This window comes from Streptomyces virginiae, assembly GCF_000720455.1.
In the GTDB taxonomy this organism is placed as follows: Bacteria; Actinomycetota; Actinomycetes; order Streptomycetales; family Streptomycetaceae; genus Streptomyces; species Streptomyces virginiae.
In genome coordinates, this window is the sequence record NZ_JOAK01000021.1 from 21804 (window position 1) to 40282 (window position 18479).

Here is an 18479-nt window from a genome sequence, read left to right on the forward strand (position 1 = left end):
ATCAGCGCTTGCGCTCGACCCTGCGTTCGTCCCAGACGGGCTCCTGAGTCTCCCGCACAACACCGTCCGAACCGAAGACCAGGTAACGGTCAAATGTGCGCGCGAACCAGCGGTCGTGGGTGACGCACAGCACGGTCCCGTCGTAGGACTCCAGGCCGTCCTGGAGGGCCTCCGCGGACTCCAGGTCCAGGTTGTCCGTGGGCTCGTCCAGCAGGAGCGCCGTGGTGCCCGCCAGCTCCAGCAGCAGGATCTGGAAACGCGCCTGCTGGCCGCCCGAGAGCTTCTCGAAGGGCTGCTCGGCCTGGCGCTCCAGCTCGTAGCGGCGCAGGGCCCCCATCGCCTGCCCCAGGGGCTTGGCCGCCTCCGTCCACAGGATCTCGACGAGGGTGCGGCCGAACAGCTCCGGGTGGGCGTGGGTCTGCGCGAAATGGCCGGGAACCACCCGTGCGCCCAGCTTCCAGTCGCCGGTGTGCTTGACGTCCTCGCCCGCCAGCAGCCGCAGGAAGTGCGACTTGCCCGAGCCGTTCGAGCCGAGCACCGCGACCCGCTCCCCGTAGAAGACCTCAAGGGAGAACGGCTTCATCAGCCCGGTGAGCTCCAGGTTCTCCACGGTCAGCGCGCGCACGCCCGTACGGCCGCCCTTGAGCCGCATCTTGATGTCCTGCTCGCGCGGCGGCTCCGGCGGCGGGCCGGCCTCCTCGAACTTCTTGAAGCGGGTCTGCATCGCGTGGTAGCGCGAGGCCATGTCGGGGCTGCTCGCGGCCTGGTTGCGCAGCCGCAGCACCAGGGCCTTGAGCCGGGCGTGCTCCTCGTCCCAGCGCCGCTTGAGCTCCTCGAAGCGGGCGAAGCGCTCCTTGCGGGCCTCGTGGTAGGTGCCGAAGCCCGCGCCGTGCACCCAGACGTCCGAGCCGGTCGGGCTCGCCTCCAGGCTGATGATCTTCTCGGCGGCCTGGGTCAGCAGCTCCCGGTCGTGGGAGACGAAGAGGACCGTCTTGCGGGTCGCCTTCAGCTGCTCCTCCAGCCACCGCTTGCCCGGGACGTCGAGGTAGTTGTCCGGCTCGTCGAGCAGCAGCACCTCGTCCGGCCCGCGCAGCAGCGCCTCCAGCACGAGCCGCTTCTGCTCACCGCCGGAGAGCGTGCGCACCTCGCGGAACTGGGCGGAGTCGTACGGGATGGCCAGGGCGGCCGTCGTGCACACGTCCCACAGGGTCTCCGCCTCGTAGCCCTGTACGTCGGCCCAGTCGCTGAGGGCCTGGGCGTAGGCCATCTGCGCGGCCTCGTCGTCCACCGTCATGATCAGGTGCTCGGCGCGGTCGACGGCCTTCGCGGCCTCCCGGATCCGCGGCTGGGACACCGAGACCAGCAGGTCCCGTACGGTCGTCTCGTCGCGTACGGAGCCCACGAACTGGGACATGACCCCGAGCCCGCCGCTGATGGTCACGCCGCCGCCGTGCGGCTGGAGCTCCCCGGAGATCAGCTTCAGGAGGGTGGTCTTGCCGGCGCCGTTCGCCCCGACCAGGGCGACCACCGCCCCCTCCCCCACGCGGAAGGAGACGTCGGGGAGCAGCACCCGGCCGTCGGGAAGGTAGTACTCCAGGTGGCTGGCTTCGAGATGTCCCATGCCGGGCATTGTCCAGGTCGGCGCGCGATACGCCCAAACGATTTGGCGGCGGCTCAGCAGCAGCCGGCTCCCGGCAGGGTCCGCATGTTGCGGGCTTCCCTGCTGCGGGCGGCCAGCAGCTCGTCGGCCGGGTAGCCGACCTCCTCCAGGGTCAGCCCGTGCGGCTTGACCACGTGCACCGAGGAGTCCCGTACGCCGGCCGCCAGCACCTTGCCGGGCCAGTCGGTGGGCCGGTGGCCGTCTCCGACGTGCAGCAGGGCGCCCACGAGGGAGCGGACCATGTTGTGGCAGAAGGCGTCGGCGCGGACGGTCGCGGTGACGATGCCGTCCTCGGCGCGCTCCCAGCTGAGCTGCTGGAGCGTGCGGATGGTCGTGGCGCCCTCGCGCTTCTTGCAGTAGGCGGCGAAGTCGTGCTCGCCCAGCAGCGCGGTGGCCGCCTCGTTCATGGCGTCCACGTCGAGGGGCCACTGGTGCCAGAGCACGTGGCCGCGGCGCAGCGGGTCCACGCCCCCCTGGTGGTCGCCGACGCGGTAGGCGTAGCGGCGCCAGATGGCGGAGAAGCGCGCGTTGAAGCCCTCGGGGGCCTCGGCGACCTTCCACACCCGTACGTCGTGCGGCAGGCGGCCGGCGAGGCGGCGCAGCAGCAGGGCGCCGTGCTCGGCCCAGACCTCCTCGGCGAGGTCGAACTGCGCGACCTGCCCGCGGGCGTGCACGCCCGCGTCCGTACGCCCGGCCACGGTCAGCTCGACCGGCTCCTTCAGCCGCATCACGGTCTGCAGGGCGCTCTCCAGCTCTCCCTGGACGGTCCGCAGCGTGCGCTGCTTCGCCCAGCCGGAGAAGTCCTTGCCGTCGTAGCTCAGGTCCAGCCGTACCCGGACGTGCCCGGGTTCCACCTCGTCACTCACGTGACCGATCCTCTCAGAAGGCCTTTGACCACAGGAAATGCAGAACGGGCCCGCCCCGGGAAGGGGCGGGCCCGTTCAGAGCCGATCAAGCAAGCTCGATCCCGTAGCGGGATCAGGCCTCCTTGGTCTCCTCGACCTCGGTCTCGGTGGCCTCGGCCTTGGCCTCCGCCTCCTTGACCGCGCGCTTCGTGGCGGCCTCGGCCTCACCGGTGGCCTGCTGGGCGACCGTCAGGGCCTCGACCAGCTCGATCACGGCCATCGGGGCGTTGTCGCCACGACGGTTGCCGATCTTGGTGATGCGCGTGTAACCACCGGGGCGGTTCTCGTAGCGCGGGGCGATCTCGGTGAACAGCGTGTGCACGATGCTCTTGTCCGTGATCGTCTGCAGCACCAGGCGACGGTTGTGGATGTCGCCCTTCTTGGCCTTGGTGACCAGACGCTCGGCGTAGGGACGCAGGCGGCGGGCCTTGGCCTCGGTGGTGGTGATGCGGCCGTGCTCGAAGAGCGCCTTCGCGAGGTTCGCGAGCAGGTGCTTCTCGTGTGCGGCGGAGCCGCCCAGGCGGGCACCCTTTGCGGGACGCGGCATTGTTACTCCTTCAAATCTGCACCGGCCGTGTCAGGTACCGGTGTCAGTTCCCTCAAGCGGTCGCGAGAGGGGGTGTGGGGGGCGCGAGCCCCCCACAAGCTTTCTCAGTACTGCTCGGTCTCGACGAAACCGGCGTCCGCGTCGTCGTCGGCGCCGAAGGCGTCGGCGGCGGCGGTCGGGTCGAATCCGGGCGGGCTGTCCTTGAGGGCCAGGCCCATGCCGGCCAGCTTCGCCTTGACCTCGTCGATCGACTTCGCACCGAAGTTGCGGATGTCGAGCAGGTCGGCCTCGGAGCGGGCGACGAGCTCACCCACGGAGTGGATGCCCTCGCGCTTGAGGCAGTTGTACGACCGAACGGTGAGCTCCAGCTCCTCGATCGGCAGCGCCAGGTCGGCGGCCAGGGCGGCGTCCGTCGGGGACGGGCCCATGTCGATGCCCTCGGCGTCGATGTTGAGCTCGCGGGCCAGACCGAACAGCTCGACCAGGGTCTTGCCGGCGGACGCCATGGCGTCGCGCGGGCGCATGGCCTGCTTGGTCTCGACGTCGACGATCAGCTTGTCGAAGTCGGTGCGCTGCTCGACTCGGGTCGCCTCGACCTTGTAGGTGACCTTGAGGACCGGGCTGTAGATGGAGTCGACCGGGATGCGGCCGATCTCCTGGCCCAGCTGCTTGTTCTGGACGGCGGAGACGTAGCCGCGACCGCGCTCGACGGTCAGCTCCATCTCCAGCTTGCCCTTGCCGTTGAGCGTGGCGAGGACGAGGTCCGGGTTGTGCACCTCGACACCGGCCGGGGGCGCGATGTCGGCAGCGGTGACCAGGCCGGGACCCTGCTTGCGCAGGTACATCACGACCGGCTCGTCGTGCTCCGAGGAGACGACCAGCTGCTTGATGTTGAGGATGATGTCCGTGACGTCTTCCTTGACGCCCGGCACGGTGGTGAACTCGTGCAGGACGCCGTCCACGCGGATGCTGGTGACAGCGGCACCCGGGATGGAGGACAGGAGGGTACGGCGCAGGGAGTTGCCGAGGGTGTAGCCGAAGCCCGGCTCCAGCGGCTCGATCACGAAGCGCGAGCGGTACTCGTCAACGACCTCTTCGGTCAGCGACGGACGCTGAGCGATAAGCATGTCTGTGTTCCTTCATTCGTGGACGCCCACTATTTGACGCCCGACGGGGCCGTACCGGGGTACGGCTACTGCAAGGGTACGGGCGGTACGTCCCCCGAAGGGGTCGTACCGCCCGGACACTCAAGAACGCACAGGTGCGTCCGCTGCGTCAGACGCGGCGGCGCTTCGGCGGGCGGCAGCCGTTGTGCGGGGTGGGGGTGACGTCCTGGATCGAGCCGACCTCGAGGCCGGTGGCCTGGAGGGAGCGGATCGCGGTCTCACGGCCGGAGCCGGGACCCTTGACGAAGACGTCGACCTTGCGCATGCCGTGCTCCTGCGCGCGACGGGCGGCCGACTCGGCGGCCATCTGCGCGGCGAAGGGGGTGGACTTGCGCGAGCCCTTGAAGCCGACGTGGCCGGCGGAGGCCCAGGAGATCACGTTGCCGGACGGGTCCGTGATCGAAACGATGGTGTTGTTGAACGTGCTCTTGATGTGGGCGTGCCCGTGAGCGACGTTCTTCTTTTCCTTGCGGCGCACCTTCTTGGCAGCGCCCTGACGACCCTTGGGGGGCATCTAAATCTCCTACGGGAGGTGGTCGGTCCTACAGCGCAAGACCGCTGAACAGGACTACTTCTTGCCCGGCTTCTTCTTACCGGCGATCGCGCGACGCGGGCCCTTGCGGGTACGCGCGTTCGTGCTGGTGCGCTGACCGTGCACCGGGAGGCCGCGACGGTGGCGGATGCCCTGGTAGCACTGGATCTCGATCTTGCGGCGGATGTCGCCCTGGATCTCGCGGCGGAGGTCACCCTCGGTACGGAGGTTGGCGTCCACGTACTCGCGGATCTTGACGAGGTCCTCTTCGGCCAGGTCACGAACGCGGGTGTTCGGGTTCACGCCGGTGGAGGCGAGGATCTCCTTGGACCGGGTGCGCCCGATACCGAAGACGTAGGTGAGTGCGATCTCCACACGCTTTTCGCGCGGGATGTCAACACCGGAAACGCGTGCCATTCAATGGCTCCTGTGTGTTCGGGGGTCTTCCACAGAACCGATCCCGACCGCCGACCACCCGTGTCGGGTGATGGTACGTCCGGGTCCCCGGCCCCCGCCGGAGGTGCCGCCGGCCCTTTGCCGGGCTGGGCGGGTTCTGCGTATGTACGTTTTCTTACGTCGCGCGAAGAACTGCGTTAAGGCAGGTCGGTCGGCGTGCGTCAGCCCTGGCGCTGCTTGTGGCGCAGGTTGTCGCAGATGACCATGACCCGGCCGTGACGGCGGATCACCTTGCACTTGTCGCAGATCTTCTTGACGCTCGGCTTGACCTTCATGTTGGTGAGGTTCTCCGGGTCAGTGCCACCACCCGCACCGGGACGGACGCCCAGGCAGGAGTGAGAGCAAGATCTACTTGTATCGGTAGACGATCCGGCCACGCGTCAGGTCGTACGGAGAGAGCTCCACAACGACCCGGTCATCGGGCAGGATGCGGATGTAGTGCATGCGCATCTTCCCGCTGATGTGCGCGAGGACCTTGTGACCGTTCTGGAGTTCCACCTTGAACATGGCGTTCGGGAGGGACTCGATCACGGTGCCCTCGATTTCGATGGCACCTTGCTTCTTGGCCACGCTTCGCCTTTCGAATCGGCTACCTTGATCGGCCCCGTGCGCCATGCAGGCATGGAAGTGCACGAGAGCCGACGAGTCAGTCTACGTCAGGGCACCCAGAAAGACGAATCCGGAAAGTTTGCCCCAGAGTCTAGATCATTAACCGAGGGGGTCCGGGGCCGTGGTGACCCCGTACTCCGCCAGCTTCGCCTTGCCGCAGTCCGGGCTGGTCAGGACGATCGGACCGGCCTCCGTCAGCGCGATGGAGTGCTCCCAGTGCGAGGACCAGGTGCCGTCCGTCGTGATGACCGTCCAGTCGTCCGAGAGGACCTCCGTCTGGGCGGTGCCCAGGGAGACCATCGGCTCGATCGCCAGGCAGACGCCCGGAACGAGCTTGATGCCCTTGCCCCGCTTGCGCGAGACGTAGTTCAGCAGGTGGGGGTCCATGTGCATCTCGGACCCGATGCCGTGGCCGCCGTAGTCCTCGATGATCCCGAACTTGCCGAGGCTGTGCTCACCGGTGGAGGGGCGGGGCTGGCGCTTGATGTACGTCTCGATCGCCTTGGAGATGTCCACGAGGCGGTTGCCCAGCTTCATCGCGGCGATGCCGGCCCACATCGACTCCTCCGTCACCCGGGAGAGCTCCACGAGCTCGGGCGCGTGACCGGTGCCGACGAAGGCGGTGTACGCCGCGTCGCCGTGCCAGCCGTCCACGATCGCGCCGGCGTCGATGGAGATGATGTCGCCGTCCTTGAGGACGGTCTTGTCGTCCGGGATGCCGTGGACGACGACCTCGTTGACCGAGGTGCAGATCGTCGCGGGGAAACCGCCGTAGCCGAGGAAGTTCGACTTCGCCCCGGCGTCCGCGATGACCTTGCGGGCCACCATGTCCAGATCCCGCGTCGTGGCGCCCGGCACGGCCGCCTCACGGGTCGCCGCATGGATCGCGGCGACGACCAGCCCCGCCTCGCGCATCTTCGCGATCTGCTCGGGGGTCTTGATCTGCACCATGTGGGCGTGCCTTCCGTCTTCTGCGGCTGGACCGCCGCCGCTCTCGCGGACGTGGTCGCTGTCCGCTGTGGTTGCTCAATTATTGGCTGATGTCGTGCCGCGGCGCGTCACGCAGACGGCCGCGGTGCCCCGAGGGGACACCGCGGCCGTGCCTGCACAGCAAGGGGGTGACTACTTCTTGAGAGCGTCCATGGCGCGCTTCGTGACGTCCGACACCTCACCGAGGGCCGGGATGGTCACCAGCAGGCCCTGGGCCTTGTAGTAGTCGATGATCGGCTCGGTCTGCGTGTGGTAGACCTCCAGCCGGTTGCGGACCGTCGCCTCCGAGTCGTCACCGCGCTGGTACAGCTCGCCGCCGCAGGTGTCGCAGACACCCTCGGCCTTCGGCGGGGCGTACGTCACGTGGAAGACGTGCGAGGAGTCGTTGCGGCAGATCCGGCGACCGGCGATGCGCTTGACGACCTCGTCCTCCTCGACCTCCAGGTCGAGGACGGCGTCGAGCTTCATGCCCTCGGCCTGGAGCATCACGTCGAGCGCCTCGGCCTGCGAGACGTTGCGCGGGAAGCCGTCGAGCAGGAAGCCGCCCGCGGCGTCGGGCTGCTCCATCCGGTCCTTCGCCATGCCGATGGTCACCTCGTCGGGCACCAGGTCGCCGGCGTCCATGAACGCCTTCGCCTGCTTGCCCAGCTCGGTGCCCTGGCTGATGTTGGCCCGGAACAGGTCGCCCGTGGAGATGTGCGGGATCGACAGGTTCTTGGCAAGGAACGCGGCCTGCGTTCCCTTGCCCGCACCGGGCGGTCCGACGAGGACGATTCGCATCAGCGGAGGAACCCTTCGTAATTACGCTGCTGGAGCTGGCTCTCGATCTGCTTCACGGTTTCCAGACCCACACCCACGATGATCAGGATGCTCGTCCCGCCGAACGGGAAGTTCTGGTTCGCTCCGAAGCCGGCCAACGCCATCGTCGGCACAAGAGCGATGAGACCCAGGTACAGCGACCCCGGCCAGGTGATCCGGTTGAGCACGTAGCTCAGGTACTCGGCGGTGGGTCGACCGGCACGGATACCCGGGATGAACCCACCATACTTCTTCATGTTGTCTGCAACTTCCTCGGGGTTGAACGAGATCGCCACGTAGAAGAACGCGAAGAAAACGATCAGGAGGAAGTAGGCCGCGATGTAGTACGGGTGGTCGCCCTTGACGAAGTGCTTCTGGATCCAGTTGGCCCAGCCCGCGGTGGAACCGCTGAACTGCACGACCAGCGCCGGGATGTAGAGCAGCGACGAGGCGAAGATGACGGGGATGATGCCCGCCTGGTTCACCTTGAGCGGGATGTAGGTAGAGGTACCGCCGTAGGCACGGCGGCCGATCATGCGCTTCGCGTACTGGACCGGGATCCGGCGCTGCGCCTGCTCGACGAAGACCACCAGGCCGACCATCGCGAGGCCGACCAGCATGACGACGCCGAACTCGACCCAGCCGTCGGCGATCTTGCCCTGGAGCTTGATCTGCCAGAGGGCGCCGATGAAGCCGGCGGCGATCGAGATGAACATGAGGATCGACATGCCGTTGCCGATGCCGCGGTCGGTGATGAGCTCACCGAGCCACATGACGACGCAGGTACCGGCGGTCATGGTGACCACCATGACGACCGTGGTGAAGATCGACCGGTCGGGAACGATCTGGCTGGCGACCTGGCAACCCTGGAACAGGGCGCCGGTACGGGCGGTGGCGACGAGGCCGGTGCCCTGGAGGATCGCGAGCGCGACCGTCAGATAGCGCGTGTACTGAGTGATCTTCGCCGTGCCGGACTGGCCCTCTTTCTTGAGGGTCTCCAGCTTCGGGATGACCACGGTCAGCAGCTGCAGAATGATGCTCGCCGTGATGTACGGCATGATGCCGAGCGCAAAGATCGTGATCTGCAGCAGCGCACCGCCGCTGAACATGTTGACGAGGCCGAACAGACCATTGCTGCTTCCGGCCTGTTCCACGCAGATCTGTACGTTCTTGTAGCTCACGCCGGGGACGGGGACATGAGACCCGAGCCGGAACAGCACGATGATGCCGAGCGTGAAGAGCAGCTTCTTGCGCAGGTCGGGCGTCTTGAACGCCCGGGCGAACGCGGTGAGCACGGTGCCTCCTGCGACCCCCGCGCTACTGCGTCAGAGGTGACGGTCTGAGGGATCGACGTATACGACAAAGCAATGGTGCACGCCACCTTACCGGCGAGTGTGCCCCCCGTGGAACGACCAACCGGGGATGCCCCATATGTGAGGCATCCCCGGTCGGGTTTTGAGCTATTCAGCCACTGAAATCGTCTTAGACGAGCTCGGTGACGGTACCGCCGGCAGCGGTGATCTTCTCCTTGGCGGAGGCGGAAACGGCGTCAACCGAAACCTGCAGCGCCACGGAGAGCTCGCCCTGGCCCAGGACCTTGACGAGGCTGTTCTTGCGAACCGCGCCCTTGGCGACCAGGTCGGCCACCGTGACTTCTCCACCCTCGGGGTAGAGAGCGCCGAGCTTGTCCAGGTTGACAACCTGGAACTCGGTGCGGAACGGGTTCTTGAAGCCCTTGAGCTTCGGCAGGCGCATGTGGAGGGGCATCTGCCCACCCTCGAAGCGCTGCGGGATCTGGTAACGGGCCTTCTGGCCCTTCGTACCACGACCGGCCGTCTTACCCTTCGACGCCTCACCGCGACCCACACGGGTCTTCGCGGTCTTGGCACCGGGGGCGGGACGGAGGTTGTGGGCCTTCAGCGGGCTGTTCTCAGCCATGATTAGTCAACCTCCTCAACCGTCACGAGGTGGCGGACGGTGTGAACCATTCCGCGGAACTCGGGGCGGTCCTCCTTGACGACGACGTCGTTCAGGCGCTTGAGCCCGAGCGAACGCAGCGTGTCGCGGTGGTTCTGCTTGCTGCCGATGTACGACTTCGTCTGCGTGATCTTGAGGCGGGCCATCAGACACCCGCCCCAGCGCGCGCACGGAGAAGAGCCGCGGGAGCGACGTCCTCGAGGGGCAGACCACGGCGAGCCGCGATCTCCTCGGGACGCTGCAGGCCCTTGAGGGCCTCCACGGTCGCGTGCACGATGTTGATCGCGTTGTCGGAGCCGAGCGACTTCGACAGGATGTCGTGAACGCCGGCGCACTCCAGAACGGCGCGCACCGGGCCACCGGCGATAACACCGGTACCGGGGGAAGCAGGCTTCAGCAGGACAACGCCGGCCGCCTTCTCGCCCTGGATCGGGTGCGGGATGGTGCCCTGGATGCGGGGAACCTTGAAGAAGTTCTTCTTGGCTTCCTCGACGCCCTTGGCGATGGCCGCGGGAACTTCCTTGGCCTTGCCGTAACCGACACCTACGGTGCCGTCACCGTCACCCACCACGACGAGCGCGGTGAAGCTGAAGCGACGACCACCCTTGACAACCTTGGCGACACGGTTGATCGCGACAACGCGCTCAACGTAAGCGGTCTTCTCGGCGGCAGCGCCACCGTCGCGACCCTTCCGGTCCCGCCGCTCGCCGCCACCGGCACCGCTTCCGCGGCGCTGGGGTCCAGCCATTGGATTACCTCTCTCTGTTACGTCCGTGAGTCCCGGAACCGGGGCTTAGAACTTCAGCCCGGCTTCGCGGGCGGCGTCAGCCAGAGCGGCAATGCGCCCGGCGTATCGGTTGCCACCGCGGTCAAAGACGACGGTCTCGACACCCGCGGCCTTGGCACGCTCGGCGACGAGCGCGCCGACGGCCTGGGCCTGGGAGCTCTTGTCGCCTTCGCCACCGCGGATCGAAGCGTCCAGGGTCGACGCCGACGCCAGGGTGTGGCCCTGGAGGTCGTCGATGACCTGAGCAACGATGTTGCGGTTGGAACGCGTCACGACGAGGCGCGGACGCTCCGCCGTACCCGAGACGTTCTTGCGGATGCGGATGTGGCGGCGAGCCTTGGCAGCGCGCTTGTACGCGTCGCCCTTGGCGATCTTCACACCGTATGCCATGGCTACTTACCAGCCTTTCCGACCTTGCGGCGGATGACCTCGCCGGCGTACTTGACACCCTTGGCCTTGTACGGGTCGGGCTTCCGCAGCTTGCGGATGTTGGCGGCGACCTCGCCGACCTTCTGCTTGTCGATGCCCTCGACCGAGAACTTGGTCGGCGACTCGACCTTGAAGGAGATGCCCTCGGGCGCCTCCACCAGGATCGGGTGGCTGTAGCCGAGCTGGAACTCCAGGTTGGAGCCCTTCGCGGCCACGCGGTAACCGACACCGCTGATCTCGAGAGCCTTGACGTATCCCGTGGTCACACCGGTGATCATGTTCGCCACCAGCGTGCGGGACAGGCCGTGCAGGGCCTTGTTCTGACGCTCGTCGTTCGGACGGGTGACGTTCAGAACGCCGTCCTCGTCCTTGACAACTGCGATGGGCGCCTTAACGGTGTGCGCGAGGGAACCCTTGGGGCCCTTCACGTTGACCGTCTGGCCATCGATGGTGACGTCCACACCGGCGGGAACCTGGATGGGGAGCTTGCCGATTCGCGACATTGCTTTTCCTCCGTTCCCGACTACCAGACGTAGGCGAGGACTTCCCCACCTACGCCCTTCTTGCCTGCCTGCTGGCCGGTCAGGAGACCGTGGGACGTGGAGATGATCGCCACGCCCAGGCCGCCGAGGACCTTCGGCAGGTTGGTGGACTTCGCGTACACGCGCAGACCGGGCTTCGAGATCCGCTTGATGCCCGCGATGGAGCGCTCACGGTTCGGCCCGAACTTCAGCTCGAGGACGAGGTTCTTGCCGACCTCGGCGTCCTCGACCTTCCAGCCGGTGATGAAACCCTCCTGCTTGAGGATCTCCGCGATGTGCGACTTGATCTTGCTGTGCGGCATCACGACGGTGTCGTGGTACGCCGAGTTAGCGTTACGCAGACGCGTGAGCATGTCTGCGATGGGGTCAGTCATGGTCATGAAGTGGCCTTCGGCCTCTCTCGCCGGGGTTTCCTGTATGCGCCATCCCTCTCCCCACTCAGTGGCGGGACGGGTGCGGCACGGGGACCTACGGCGTAGTAAGTCGATAGGGCGGCGGACGCCCAACCCCACAAGCCTACGGCATGTGGGCAGGGCGGTCCGCCGACCTGATGCTTACCGAGAGCGTCTGGAAAACCTCAACACCCAAAGGGCGTGGGGATTACCAGGAGCTCTTGGTCACGCCCGGCAGCTCGCCACGGTGAGCCATCTCACGGAGGCACACGCGGCAGAGGCCGAACTTGCGGTACACGGAGTGGGGGCGACCGCAGCGCTGGCAGCGGGTGTACGCACGCACACCGAACTTGGGCTTACGGGCAGCCTTCGCGATGAGAGCCTTCTTCGCCATCTCGCTTACGCCTCCTTGAAGGGGAAGCCGAGGTGACGAAGGAGCGCGCGGCCCTCAGCGTCGTTGGTCGCCGTGGTGACCACGGTGATGTCCATACCCCGGGTACGGTCGATCTTGTCCTGGTCGATCTCGTGGAACATGACCTGCTCCGTGAGACCGAAGGTGTAGTTGCCACGGCCGTCGAACTGCTTCGGCGACAGACCACGGAAGTCACGGATACGCGGCAGCGCGAGCGACAGCGTACGGTCCAGGAACTCCCACATGCGGTCACCACGGAGGGTGACGTGGCAGCCGATCGGCTGACCCTCACGCAGCTTGAACTGCGCGATGGACTTGCGGGCCTTCGTGACGGCCGGCTTCTGACCGGTGATCGTCGTCAGGTCGCGGATGGCGCCGTCGATCAGCTTCGAGTCACGGGCGGCGTCGCCGACACCCATGTTCACGACGATCTTGACGAGGCCGGGGATCTGCATGACGTTCTCGTAGGAGAACTCCTCACGCAGCTTGCCCGCGATCTCCTCGCGGTACTTCGTCTTCAGACGCGGAGTGGTAGCCATCAGATGTCCTCACCCGTGCGCTTGGCAACGCGGATCTTGTTGCCCTCGTCGTCGAAGCGGTAACCGACGCGGGTGACGACCTTCTTGCCGTCCTTCTCCACGACCAGCTGGACGTTGGACACGTGGACCGGAGCCTCGGTGATCACGATGCCACCGGCCTGGTTCTGGCCAGCCTTGGTGTGCTTCTTGACCCGGTTGACACCCTCGACCAGGACGCGGTTCTCGGCGGGGAAGGCGACGATGACCTTGCCCTGCTTGCCCTTGTCCTTACCGGTGATGACCTGTACCAGGTCGCCCTTCTTGATCTTCATGCTTACAGCACCTCCGGCGCGAGCGAGATGATCTTCATGAACTTCTTCTCGCGCAGCTCACGGCCGACGGGGCCGAAGATACGGGTGCCGCGAGGGTCGCCGTCGTTCTTCAGAATGACGGCGGCGTTCTCGTCGAAGCGGATGTACGAGCCGTCCTGGCGGCGGCGCTCCTTGACGGTGCGAACGATGACCGCCTTGACGACGTCACCCTTCTTCACGTTGCCACCGGGGATCGCGTCCTTGACGGTGGCGACGATGACGTCACCGATGCCCGCGTAGCGGCGACCGGAGCCACCGAGAACACGGATGCAAAGGATCTCCTTGGCACCAGTGTTGTCGGCGACACGCAGTCGCGACTCCTGCTGGATCACGTCTATCTCCTGTTTGTCTGCCGGTTCCCGGCGGGGGCCGCGCTAGTGCGGAGCCCCCACCGAGCCTGGCGGAACGAACCTAAGGGAAACCCCTCAGGTGCTTACTTGGCCTTCTCGAGGATCTCGACGATGCGCCAGCGCTTGCTCGCCGACAGCGGACGCGTCTCCATGATGAGGACGCGGTCGCCGACGCCGGCAGCGTTCTGCTCGTCGTGAGCCTTGAGCTTGTTCGTACGGCGGATGACCTTGCCGTACAGCGCGTGCTTGACGCGGTCCTCGACGGCGACGACGACGGTCTTGTCCATCTTGTCGCTGACGACCAGACCCTCACGGGTCTTGCGGAAGCCGCGCTCGGTCTTCTCAGTCACGTTGTTCTCGCTCATCAGGCGTTCTCCACCGTCTCGATACCGAGCTCACGCTCGTGCATCAGGGTGTAGATGCGAGCGATGTCCTTACGGACGGACTTGAGCCGGCCGTTGTTCTCCAGCTGGCCGGTGGCCGCCTGGAAACGGAGCTTGAACAGCTCCTCCTTGGCCTCGCGCAGCTTGGCAACGAGCTCCTCGTTGCCGAGCTCGCGGAGCTCGGACGCCTTGGTTCCCGTCGCCATCACGACTCACCTGCCTCGCGCTTGACGATCCGGCACTTCATCGGCAGCTTGTGGGCCGCACGAGTGAGGGCCTCACGCGCAATCTTTTCGTTCGGGTAGGACAGCTCGAACATGACCCGGCCCGGGTGCACGTTCGCGATCCACCACTCCGGGGAACCCTTACCGGAACCCATGCGGGTCTCGGCAGGCTTCTTCGTCAGCGGACGGTCCGGGTAGATGTTGATCCAGACCTTGCCGCCACGCTTGATGTGGCGGGTCATCGCGATACGAGCCGCCTCGATCTGGCGGTTCGTCACGTAGGCGGGGGTGAGCGCCTGGATGCCGTACTCGCCGAACGAGACCTCAGTACCGCCCTTGGCCATACCGCGGCGCTTCGGGTGGTGCTGCTTGCGGTGCTTGACCCTACGAGGGATCAGCATGTCGGTCAGGCCTCCGTTCCGGTGCTCTCGGCCGGAGCGGCGGCGGGAGCGTCGGCCTTGGGGGCCTCGGCACCAGCAGCCTGCTGCGGCTTGCGGCCACCACGGCCGCCGCGCTCGCCACCACGGCCACCACGGCCGGCGGGACGGTCGCCAGCGCCGGCACCACGGGCCGGGCGGTTACCCGCACGGGCCGCAGCGTTCTCGGCGCGAACCTCGGCGATGTTCTTGACGTCGCCCTTGTAGATCCAGACCTTCACGCCGATACGGCCGAAGGTGGTCTTGGCCTCGAAGAAGCCGTAGTCCACGTTCGCGCGCAGCGTGTGCAGCGGCACACGACCCTCGCGGTAGAACTCGGAGCGGGACATCTCGGCGCCGCCGAGACGGCCGCCACACTGGATCTTGATGCCCTTGGCGCCGGCCTTCATCGTGCCCTGCATGCTCTTACGCATGGCGCGACGGAAGGAGACGCGGGAGGAGAGCTGCTCGGCAACGGCCTGAGCAACCAGCTGAGCGTCGAGCTCGGGGTTCTTGACCTCGAGGATGTTCAGCTGGACCTGCTTGCCCGTGAGCTTCTCGAGGTCACCGCGGATGCGGTCGGCCTCGGCGCCACGGCGGCCGATGACGATGCCCGGACGAGCGGTGTGGATGTCCACACGCACGCGGTCACGGGTGCGCTCGATCTCAACCTTCGAGATGCCGGCGCGCTCCATGCCGGACGTCATCATCCGACGGATGGCGACGTCTTCCTTGACGTAGTCCTTGTACAGCTTGTCGGCGTACCAACGCGACTTGAAGTCGGTGGTGATGCCGAGCCGGAACCCGTGCGGGTTTACCTTCTGGCCCATTACCGGGAACCTTCCTTGCTGCTGACGACCACGGTGATGTGGCTGGTCCGCTTGCGGATCCGGTAGGCACGGCCCTGGGCACGCGGACGGAACCGCTTCAGGGTCGGGCCCTCGTCCACGTACGCCTCGCTGATGACCAGCGTGGAGGCGTCCGGGTGGTTGTAGTTGTGTGCGGCGTTGGCAATGGCGCTGTCCAGCACCTTGCCGACCGGCACGCTCGCGGCCTGCGGGGCGAAACGCAGGACCGCCTGAGCCTCCGTGGCATCCATGCCACGGATAAGGTCCACCACGCGGCGGGCCTTCATGGGCGTGACGCGGATGTACCGCGCCTGGGCCCTGGCTTCCATGGTTGTCCCTTCGGTGTAAGTCATAGTCGTAACCACCCCGCCTTTAGCGGCGCTTCGACTTCCGGTCGTCCTTGACGTGGCCGCGGAAGGTGCGAGTCGGCGAGAACTCGCCGAGCTTGTGGCCGACCATCGACTCGGTGACGAACACCGGGACGTGGGTCTTGCCGTTGTGCACCGCGATGGTGTGACCCAGCATGCTGGGGATGATCATCGAGCGACGGGACCAGGTCTTGATGACGTTCTTGGTGCCGGCTTCGTTCTGGGCGTCCACCTTCTTTACGAGGTGGTCGTCGACGAAGGGCCCCTTCTTGAGACTGCGCGGCATCTAAACCCGCTCCTAGCGCTTCTTGTTCGTCTTGCGGCGGCGGACGATGTACTTGTTCGAAGCCTTCTTCGGCGAACGAGTACGACCCTCCTTCTGACCCCACGGGGAGACCGGGTGGCGACCACCGCTGGTCTTGCCCTCACCACCACCGTGCGGGTGGTCAACCGGGTTCATCGCGACACCGCGGACGGAGGGGCGAACGCCCTTCCAGCGCATGCGGCCGGCCTTGCCCCAGTTGATGTTCGACTGCTCGGCGTTGCCGACCTCGCCGACCGTGGCGCGGCAGCGCGCGTCGACGAGACGGATCTCACCGGACGGCATACGAAGGTGGGCCATCACGCCCTCCTTCGCCAGCAGCTGCACGGAGGCACCAGCGGAACGCGCGAACTTGGCGCCGCCACCGGGGCGGAGCTCGATCGCGTGGATCGTGGTACCGACCGGGATGTTGCGGAGCGCGAGGTTGTTGCCCGGCTTGATGTCGGCCGTGGGGCCGTTCTCGATCCGGTCACCCTGCTGCAGACCGCGCGGCGCGATGATGTAGCGCTTCTCGCCGTCGGCGTAGTGCAGCAGCGCGATGCGCGCGGTGCGGTTGGGGTCGTACTCGATGTGCGCGACCTTGGCCGGCACGCCGTCCTTGTCGTGACGACGGAAGTCGATCACGCGGTAGGCGCGCTTGTGGCCACCACCCTGGTGGCGAACGGTCACACGACCGGTGTTGTTACGGCCGCCCTTGCTGTGCAGGGGGCGGACCAGCGACTTCTCCGGCGTGGACCGCGTGATCTCGACAAAGTCGGCGACGCTGGAGCCACGACGGCCCGGGGTCGTCGGCTTGTACTTGCGGATACCCATTTCTCAGTCCTCGTCCGATTCCGGACGACTAGACCTCCGTTAGGAGGCCTGGCCGCCGAAGATGTCGATACGGTTGCCCTCGGCAAGGGTCACGATGGCGCGCTTGGTGTTGGCGCGCTTGCCGAAACCGGTCTTGGTGCGCTTGCGCTTACCCTGACGGTTGATCGTGTTGACCCCGGTGACCTTGACCGAGAAGACCGCCTCGACGGCCTGCTTGATCTGGGTCTTGTTGGCGCCGGGCGCGACGATGAACGTGTACTTGTTCTCGTCCAGCAGCGCGTAGCTCTTCTCCGAGACGACCGGCTTGATCAGCAGGTCGCGCGGGTCGGTGAAGGTCTTGCTGGTAACGGTCGCCTCAGACATCAGGCGTCGCTCCCTTCGGTCTCATCGGCCTTGGGGCCAGACACGAAGGACTCGAGCGCGGCCTGGGTGAAGACCACGTCGTCAGAGACGATCACGTCGTACGTGTTCAGCTGGCCCGGCTCCAGGATGTGAACCTGGGGCAGGTTGCGGGCGGACAGCCACGCGGCCTCGTCGGCACGCTCGACGACCAGGAGCAGGTTCTTGCGCTCCGAGATCTTGCCGAACAGCGTCTTGGCGGCCTTCGTGGAGACGGCACCCTCGACCACGCCGGTGACGACGTGGATGCGGGAGTGACGCGCACGGTCCGAGAGGGCACCGCGGAGGGCGGCGACCTTCATCTTCTTGGGGGTCCGCTGCGAGTAGTCACGCGGCTGCGGGCCGTGGACGACGCCACCGCCGGCGAACTGCGGAGCGCGGGTCGAACCCTGACGGGCGCGGCCGGTGCCCTTCTGGCGGTAAGGCTTCTTGCCACCACCACGGACTTCGCCACGGGTCTTGGTCTTGTGCGTACCCTGACGGGCAGCGGCCAGCTGGGCGACGACGACCTGGTGGATCAGCGGAACGCTGGTCTTCGCGTCGAAGATCTCCGCGGGGAGCTCGACGGTACCGGCCTTGTCGCCTGCCGGCGAAAGGATGTCAATGGTGCTCATTAACCTCAAGCCCCCTTGGCCGCGGTACGGACCAGGACGAGGCCGCCGTTCGGACCGGGGACTGCGCCCTTGATGAGGAGCAGACCCTTCTCCGCGTCTACCGCGTGGATGGTCAGGTTCTGGGTGGTGACGCGCTCGTTACCCATGCGACCGGCCATGCGCATGCCCTTGAAGACACGCCCAGGGGTGGCGCAGCCACCGATCGAACCGGGGGAGCGGTGCTTGCGCTGCACACCGTGACCGGCGCCGAGGCCCCGGAAGTTGTGCCGCTTCATGACACCGGCGAAGCCCTTGCCCTTGCTGTTGCCCGTGACGTCAACCTTGACGCCGGACTCGAACACCTCAGCAGTGATCTCCTGGCCGAGCGTGTACTCGCTGGCGTCGGAGGTGCGGAGCTCCACCAGGTGGCGGCGGGGGGTCACGTCGGCCTTGGCGAAGTGGCCCTTGAGGGGCTTGTTCACCTTGCGCGGGTCGATCTCGCCGAAGGCGATCTGGACCGACTCGTAGCCGTCGATGTCGTTCGTACGGACCTGGGTAACGACGCAGGGCCCGGCCTTGACGACGGTCACCGGGACGACACGGTTGTTCTCGTCCCAGACCTGGGTCATGCCGAGCTTCTCGCCCAGGACGCCCTTGATCTGCTTTGCCATC

At 66.6% G+C, this 18479-nt stretch carries 31 protein-coding genes; all 31 read right to left on the reverse strand.

The genetic code is table 11. The features are described 5' to 3' along the window. Window position 1: 1 nt before the first annotated feature. Complete coding sequence (locus tag IG86_RS0127015; RefSeq protein ID WP_030900334.1) at window positions 2-1621, reverse strand: ABC-F family ATP-binding cassette domain-containing protein; 1620 nt, start codon at window positions 1619-1621, stop codon at window positions 2-4. 53 nt (window positions 1622-1674) lie between these two features. Next, window positions 1675-2526 carry a tRNA pseudouridine(38-40) synthase TruA gene (gene truA / locus IG86_RS0127020; RefSeq protein WP_030900336.1) on the reverse strand — a complete coding sequence of 284 codons (852 nt, stop codon included), beginning with the start codon at window positions 2524-2526 and terminating at the stop codon, window positions 1675-1677. 112 nt (window positions 2527-2638) lie between these two features. Continuing rightward, window positions 2639-3112 (reverse strand): 50S ribosomal protein L17, encoded by a 474-nt coding sequence (gene rplQ / locus IG86_RS0127025; RefSeq protein WP_030653663.1) that lies wholly within the window; start codon window positions 3110-3112, stop codon window positions 2639-2641. Between the two features lie 104 nt (window positions 3113-3216). Beyond that, complete coding sequence (locus IG86_RS0127030) at window positions 3217-4239, reverse strand: DNA-directed RNA polymerase subunit alpha (protein ID WP_007265920.1); 1023 nt, start codon at window positions 4237-4239, stop codon at window positions 3217-3219. A 148-nt stretch (window positions 4240-4387) separates the two neighbouring features. Continuing rightward, complete coding sequence (gene rpsK / locus IG86_RS0127035) at window positions 4388-4792, reverse strand: 30S ribosomal protein S11 (protein ID WP_003956432.1); 405 nt, start codon at window positions 4790-4792, stop codon at window positions 4388-4390. Between the two features lie 54 nt (window positions 4793-4846). Beyond that, window positions 4847-5227, reverse strand: coding sequence for a 30S ribosomal protein S13 (rpsM, locus tag IG86_RS0127040; RefSeq protein WP_007265919.1), 381 nt, complete (start codon window positions 5225-5227; stop codon window positions 4847-4849). Window positions 5228-5427: 200 nt separating this feature from the next. Continuing rightward, on the reverse strand, window positions 5428-5541 hold the full coding sequence (rpmJ, locus tag IG86_RS0127045; protein ID WP_003956441.1) for a 50S ribosomal protein L36: 114 nt from the start codon (window positions 5539-5541) through the stop codon (window positions 5428-5430). 73 nt (window positions 5542-5614) lie between these two features. After that, on the reverse strand, window positions 5615-5836 hold the full coding sequence (gene infA, locus IG86_RS0127050; protein ID WP_003956442.1) for a translation initiation factor IF-1: 222 nt from the start codon (window positions 5834-5836) through the stop codon (window positions 5615-5617). Between the two features lie 138 nt (window positions 5837-5974). Continuing rightward, window positions 5975-6826, reverse strand: a complete 852-nt coding sequence (map, locus tag IG86_RS0127055) for a type I methionyl aminopeptidase (RefSeq protein WP_030653658.1) — start codon at window positions 6824-6826, stop codon at window positions 5975-5977. 171 nt (window positions 6827-6997) lie between these two features. Then, window positions 6998-7645, reverse strand: a complete 648-nt coding sequence (locus IG86_RS0127060; RefSeq protein WP_030825929.1) for an adenylate kinase — start codon at window positions 7643-7645, stop codon at window positions 6998-7000. Then, the gene (gene secY, locus IG86_RS0127065) at window positions 7645-8958 is read right to left on the reverse strand and encodes a preprotein translocase subunit SecY (protein WP_030653651.1); all 1314 of its coding nucleotides are present in this window, start codon (window positions 8956-8958) and stop codon (window positions 7645-7647) included. Before secY ends, IG86_RS0127060 begins: the two co-directional genes overlap by 1 nt. Before the next feature lie 187 nt (window positions 8959-9145). Next, complete coding sequence (rplO, locus tag IG86_RS0127070; protein ID WP_030026337.1) at window positions 9146-9601, reverse strand: 50S ribosomal protein L15; 456 nt, start codon at window positions 9599-9601, stop codon at window positions 9146-9148. A gap of 2 nt (window positions 9602-9603) precedes the next feature. Beyond that, complete coding sequence (rpmD, locus tag IG86_RS0127075; RefSeq protein ID WP_005313525.1) at window positions 9604-9786, reverse strand: 50S ribosomal protein L30; 183 nt, start codon at window positions 9784-9786, stop codon at window positions 9604-9606. Then, on the reverse strand, window positions 9786-10388 hold the full coding sequence (gene rpsE / locus IG86_RS0127080; RefSeq protein ID WP_007265914.1) for a 30S ribosomal protein S5: 603 nt from the start codon (window positions 10386-10388) through the stop codon (window positions 9786-9788). The genes rpmD and rpsE overlap by 1 nt, the downstream gene beginning before the upstream one ends. Window positions 10389-10433: 45 nt before the next feature. Then, complete coding sequence (rplR, locus tag IG86_RS0127085) at window positions 10434-10817, reverse strand: 50S ribosomal protein L18 (RefSeq protein ID WP_030008471.1); 384 nt, start codon at window positions 10815-10817, stop codon at window positions 10434-10436. A gap of 2 nt (window positions 10818-10819) precedes the next feature. Continuing rightward, window positions 10820-11359 (reverse strand): 50S ribosomal protein L6, encoded by a 540-nt coding sequence (rplF, locus tag IG86_RS0127090; protein WP_030653648.1) that lies wholly within the window; start codon window positions 11357-11359, stop codon window positions 10820-10822. Window positions 11360-11379: 20 nt separating this feature from the next. Continuing rightward, a complete protein-coding gene (rpsH, locus tag IG86_RS0127095) occupies window positions 11380-11778 on the reverse strand; it encodes a 30S ribosomal protein S8 (protein ID WP_007265911.1) in 399 nt (132 codons plus the stop codon). A 220-nt stretch (window positions 11779-11998) separates the two neighbouring features. Beyond that, on the reverse strand, window positions 11999-12184 hold the full coding sequence (locus IG86_RS0127100; protein WP_003956452.1) for a type Z 30S ribosomal protein S14: 186 nt from the start codon (window positions 12182-12184) through the stop codon (window positions 11999-12001). A gap of 5 nt (window positions 12185-12189) precedes the next feature. Then, on the reverse strand, window positions 12190-12741 hold the full coding sequence (gene rplE, locus IG86_RS0127105; protein WP_030026331.1) for a 50S ribosomal protein L5: 552 nt from the start codon (window positions 12739-12741) through the stop codon (window positions 12190-12192). Further along, on the reverse strand, window positions 12741-13052 hold the full coding sequence (gene rplX / locus IG86_RS0127110; RefSeq protein ID WP_030026329.1) for a 50S ribosomal protein L24: 312 nt from the start codon (window positions 13050-13052) through the stop codon (window positions 12741-12743). Before rplX ends, rplE begins: the two co-directional genes overlap by 1 nt. Window positions 13053-13054: 2 nt before the next feature. Beyond that, window positions 13055-13423, reverse strand: coding sequence for a 50S ribosomal protein L14 (gene rplN / locus IG86_RS0127115; RefSeq protein ID WP_003956455.1), 369 nt, complete (start codon window positions 13421-13423; stop codon window positions 13055-13057). A 101-nt stretch (window positions 13424-13524) separates the two neighbouring features. Next, window positions 13525-13806 carry a 30S ribosomal protein S17 gene (gene rpsQ, locus IG86_RS0127120; RefSeq protein WP_030008467.1) on the reverse strand — a complete coding sequence of 94 codons (282 nt, stop codon included), beginning with the start codon at window positions 13804-13806 and terminating at the stop codon, window positions 13525-13527. After that, on the reverse strand, window positions 13806-14030 hold the full coding sequence (gene rpmC / locus IG86_RS0127125; RefSeq protein WP_007265907.1) for a 50S ribosomal protein L29: 225 nt from the start codon (window positions 14028-14030) through the stop codon (window positions 13806-13808). The genes rpsQ and rpmC overlap by 1 nt, the downstream gene beginning before the upstream one ends. Continuing rightward, window positions 14030-14449, reverse strand: a complete 420-nt coding sequence (gene rplP / locus IG86_RS0127130; RefSeq protein ID WP_030653642.1) for a 50S ribosomal protein L16 — start codon at window positions 14447-14449, stop codon at window positions 14030-14032. The genes rpmC and rplP overlap by 1 nt, the downstream gene beginning before the upstream one ends. A gap of 5 nt (window positions 14450-14454) precedes the next feature. Further along, window positions 14455-15294 carry a 30S ribosomal protein S3 gene (rpsC, locus tag IG86_RS0127135; RefSeq protein WP_007265905.1) on the reverse strand — a complete coding sequence of 280 codons (840 nt, stop codon included), beginning with the start codon at window positions 15292-15294 and terminating at the stop codon, window positions 14455-14457. Beyond that, entirely contained in the window at window positions 15294-15641 is a 348-nt protein-coding gene (gene rplV / locus IG86_RS0127140; protein WP_007265904.1) for a 50S ribosomal protein L22, read from the reverse strand. The genes rpsC and rplV overlap by 1 nt, the downstream gene beginning before the upstream one ends. 43 nt (window positions 15642-15684) lie before the next feature. Then, entirely contained in the window at window positions 15685-15966 is a 282-nt protein-coding gene (gene rpsS / locus IG86_RS0127145; RefSeq protein WP_007265903.1) for a 30S ribosomal protein S19, read from the reverse strand. Window positions 15967-15978: 12 nt separating this feature from the next. Then, window positions 15979-16815 (reverse strand): 50S ribosomal protein L2, encoded by an 837-nt coding sequence (rplB, locus tag IG86_RS0127150; RefSeq protein WP_030026325.1) that lies wholly within the window; start codon window positions 16813-16815, stop codon window positions 15979-15981. Between the two features lie 39 nt (window positions 16816-16854). Then, window positions 16855-17178: a 50S ribosomal protein L23 gene (gene rplW / locus IG86_RS0127155; protein ID WP_007265901.1), complete on the reverse strand. Its 324-nt coding sequence runs from the start codon at window positions 17176-17178 to the stop codon at window positions 16855-16857. Next, the gene (gene rplD, locus IG86_RS0127160; RefSeq protein WP_030653638.1) at window positions 17178-17828 is read right to left on the reverse strand and encodes a 50S ribosomal protein L4; all 651 of its coding nucleotides are present in this window, start codon (window positions 17826-17828) and stop codon (window positions 17178-17180) included. Before rplD ends, rplW begins: the two co-directional genes overlap by 1 nt. A gap of 5 nt (window positions 17829-17833) precedes the next feature. Then, entirely contained in the window at window positions 17834-18478 is a 645-nt protein-coding gene (gene rplC, locus IG86_RS0127165) for a 50S ribosomal protein L3 (RefSeq protein ID WP_007265899.1), read from the reverse strand. Between the last annotated feature and the right edge of the window lies 1 nt (window position 18479).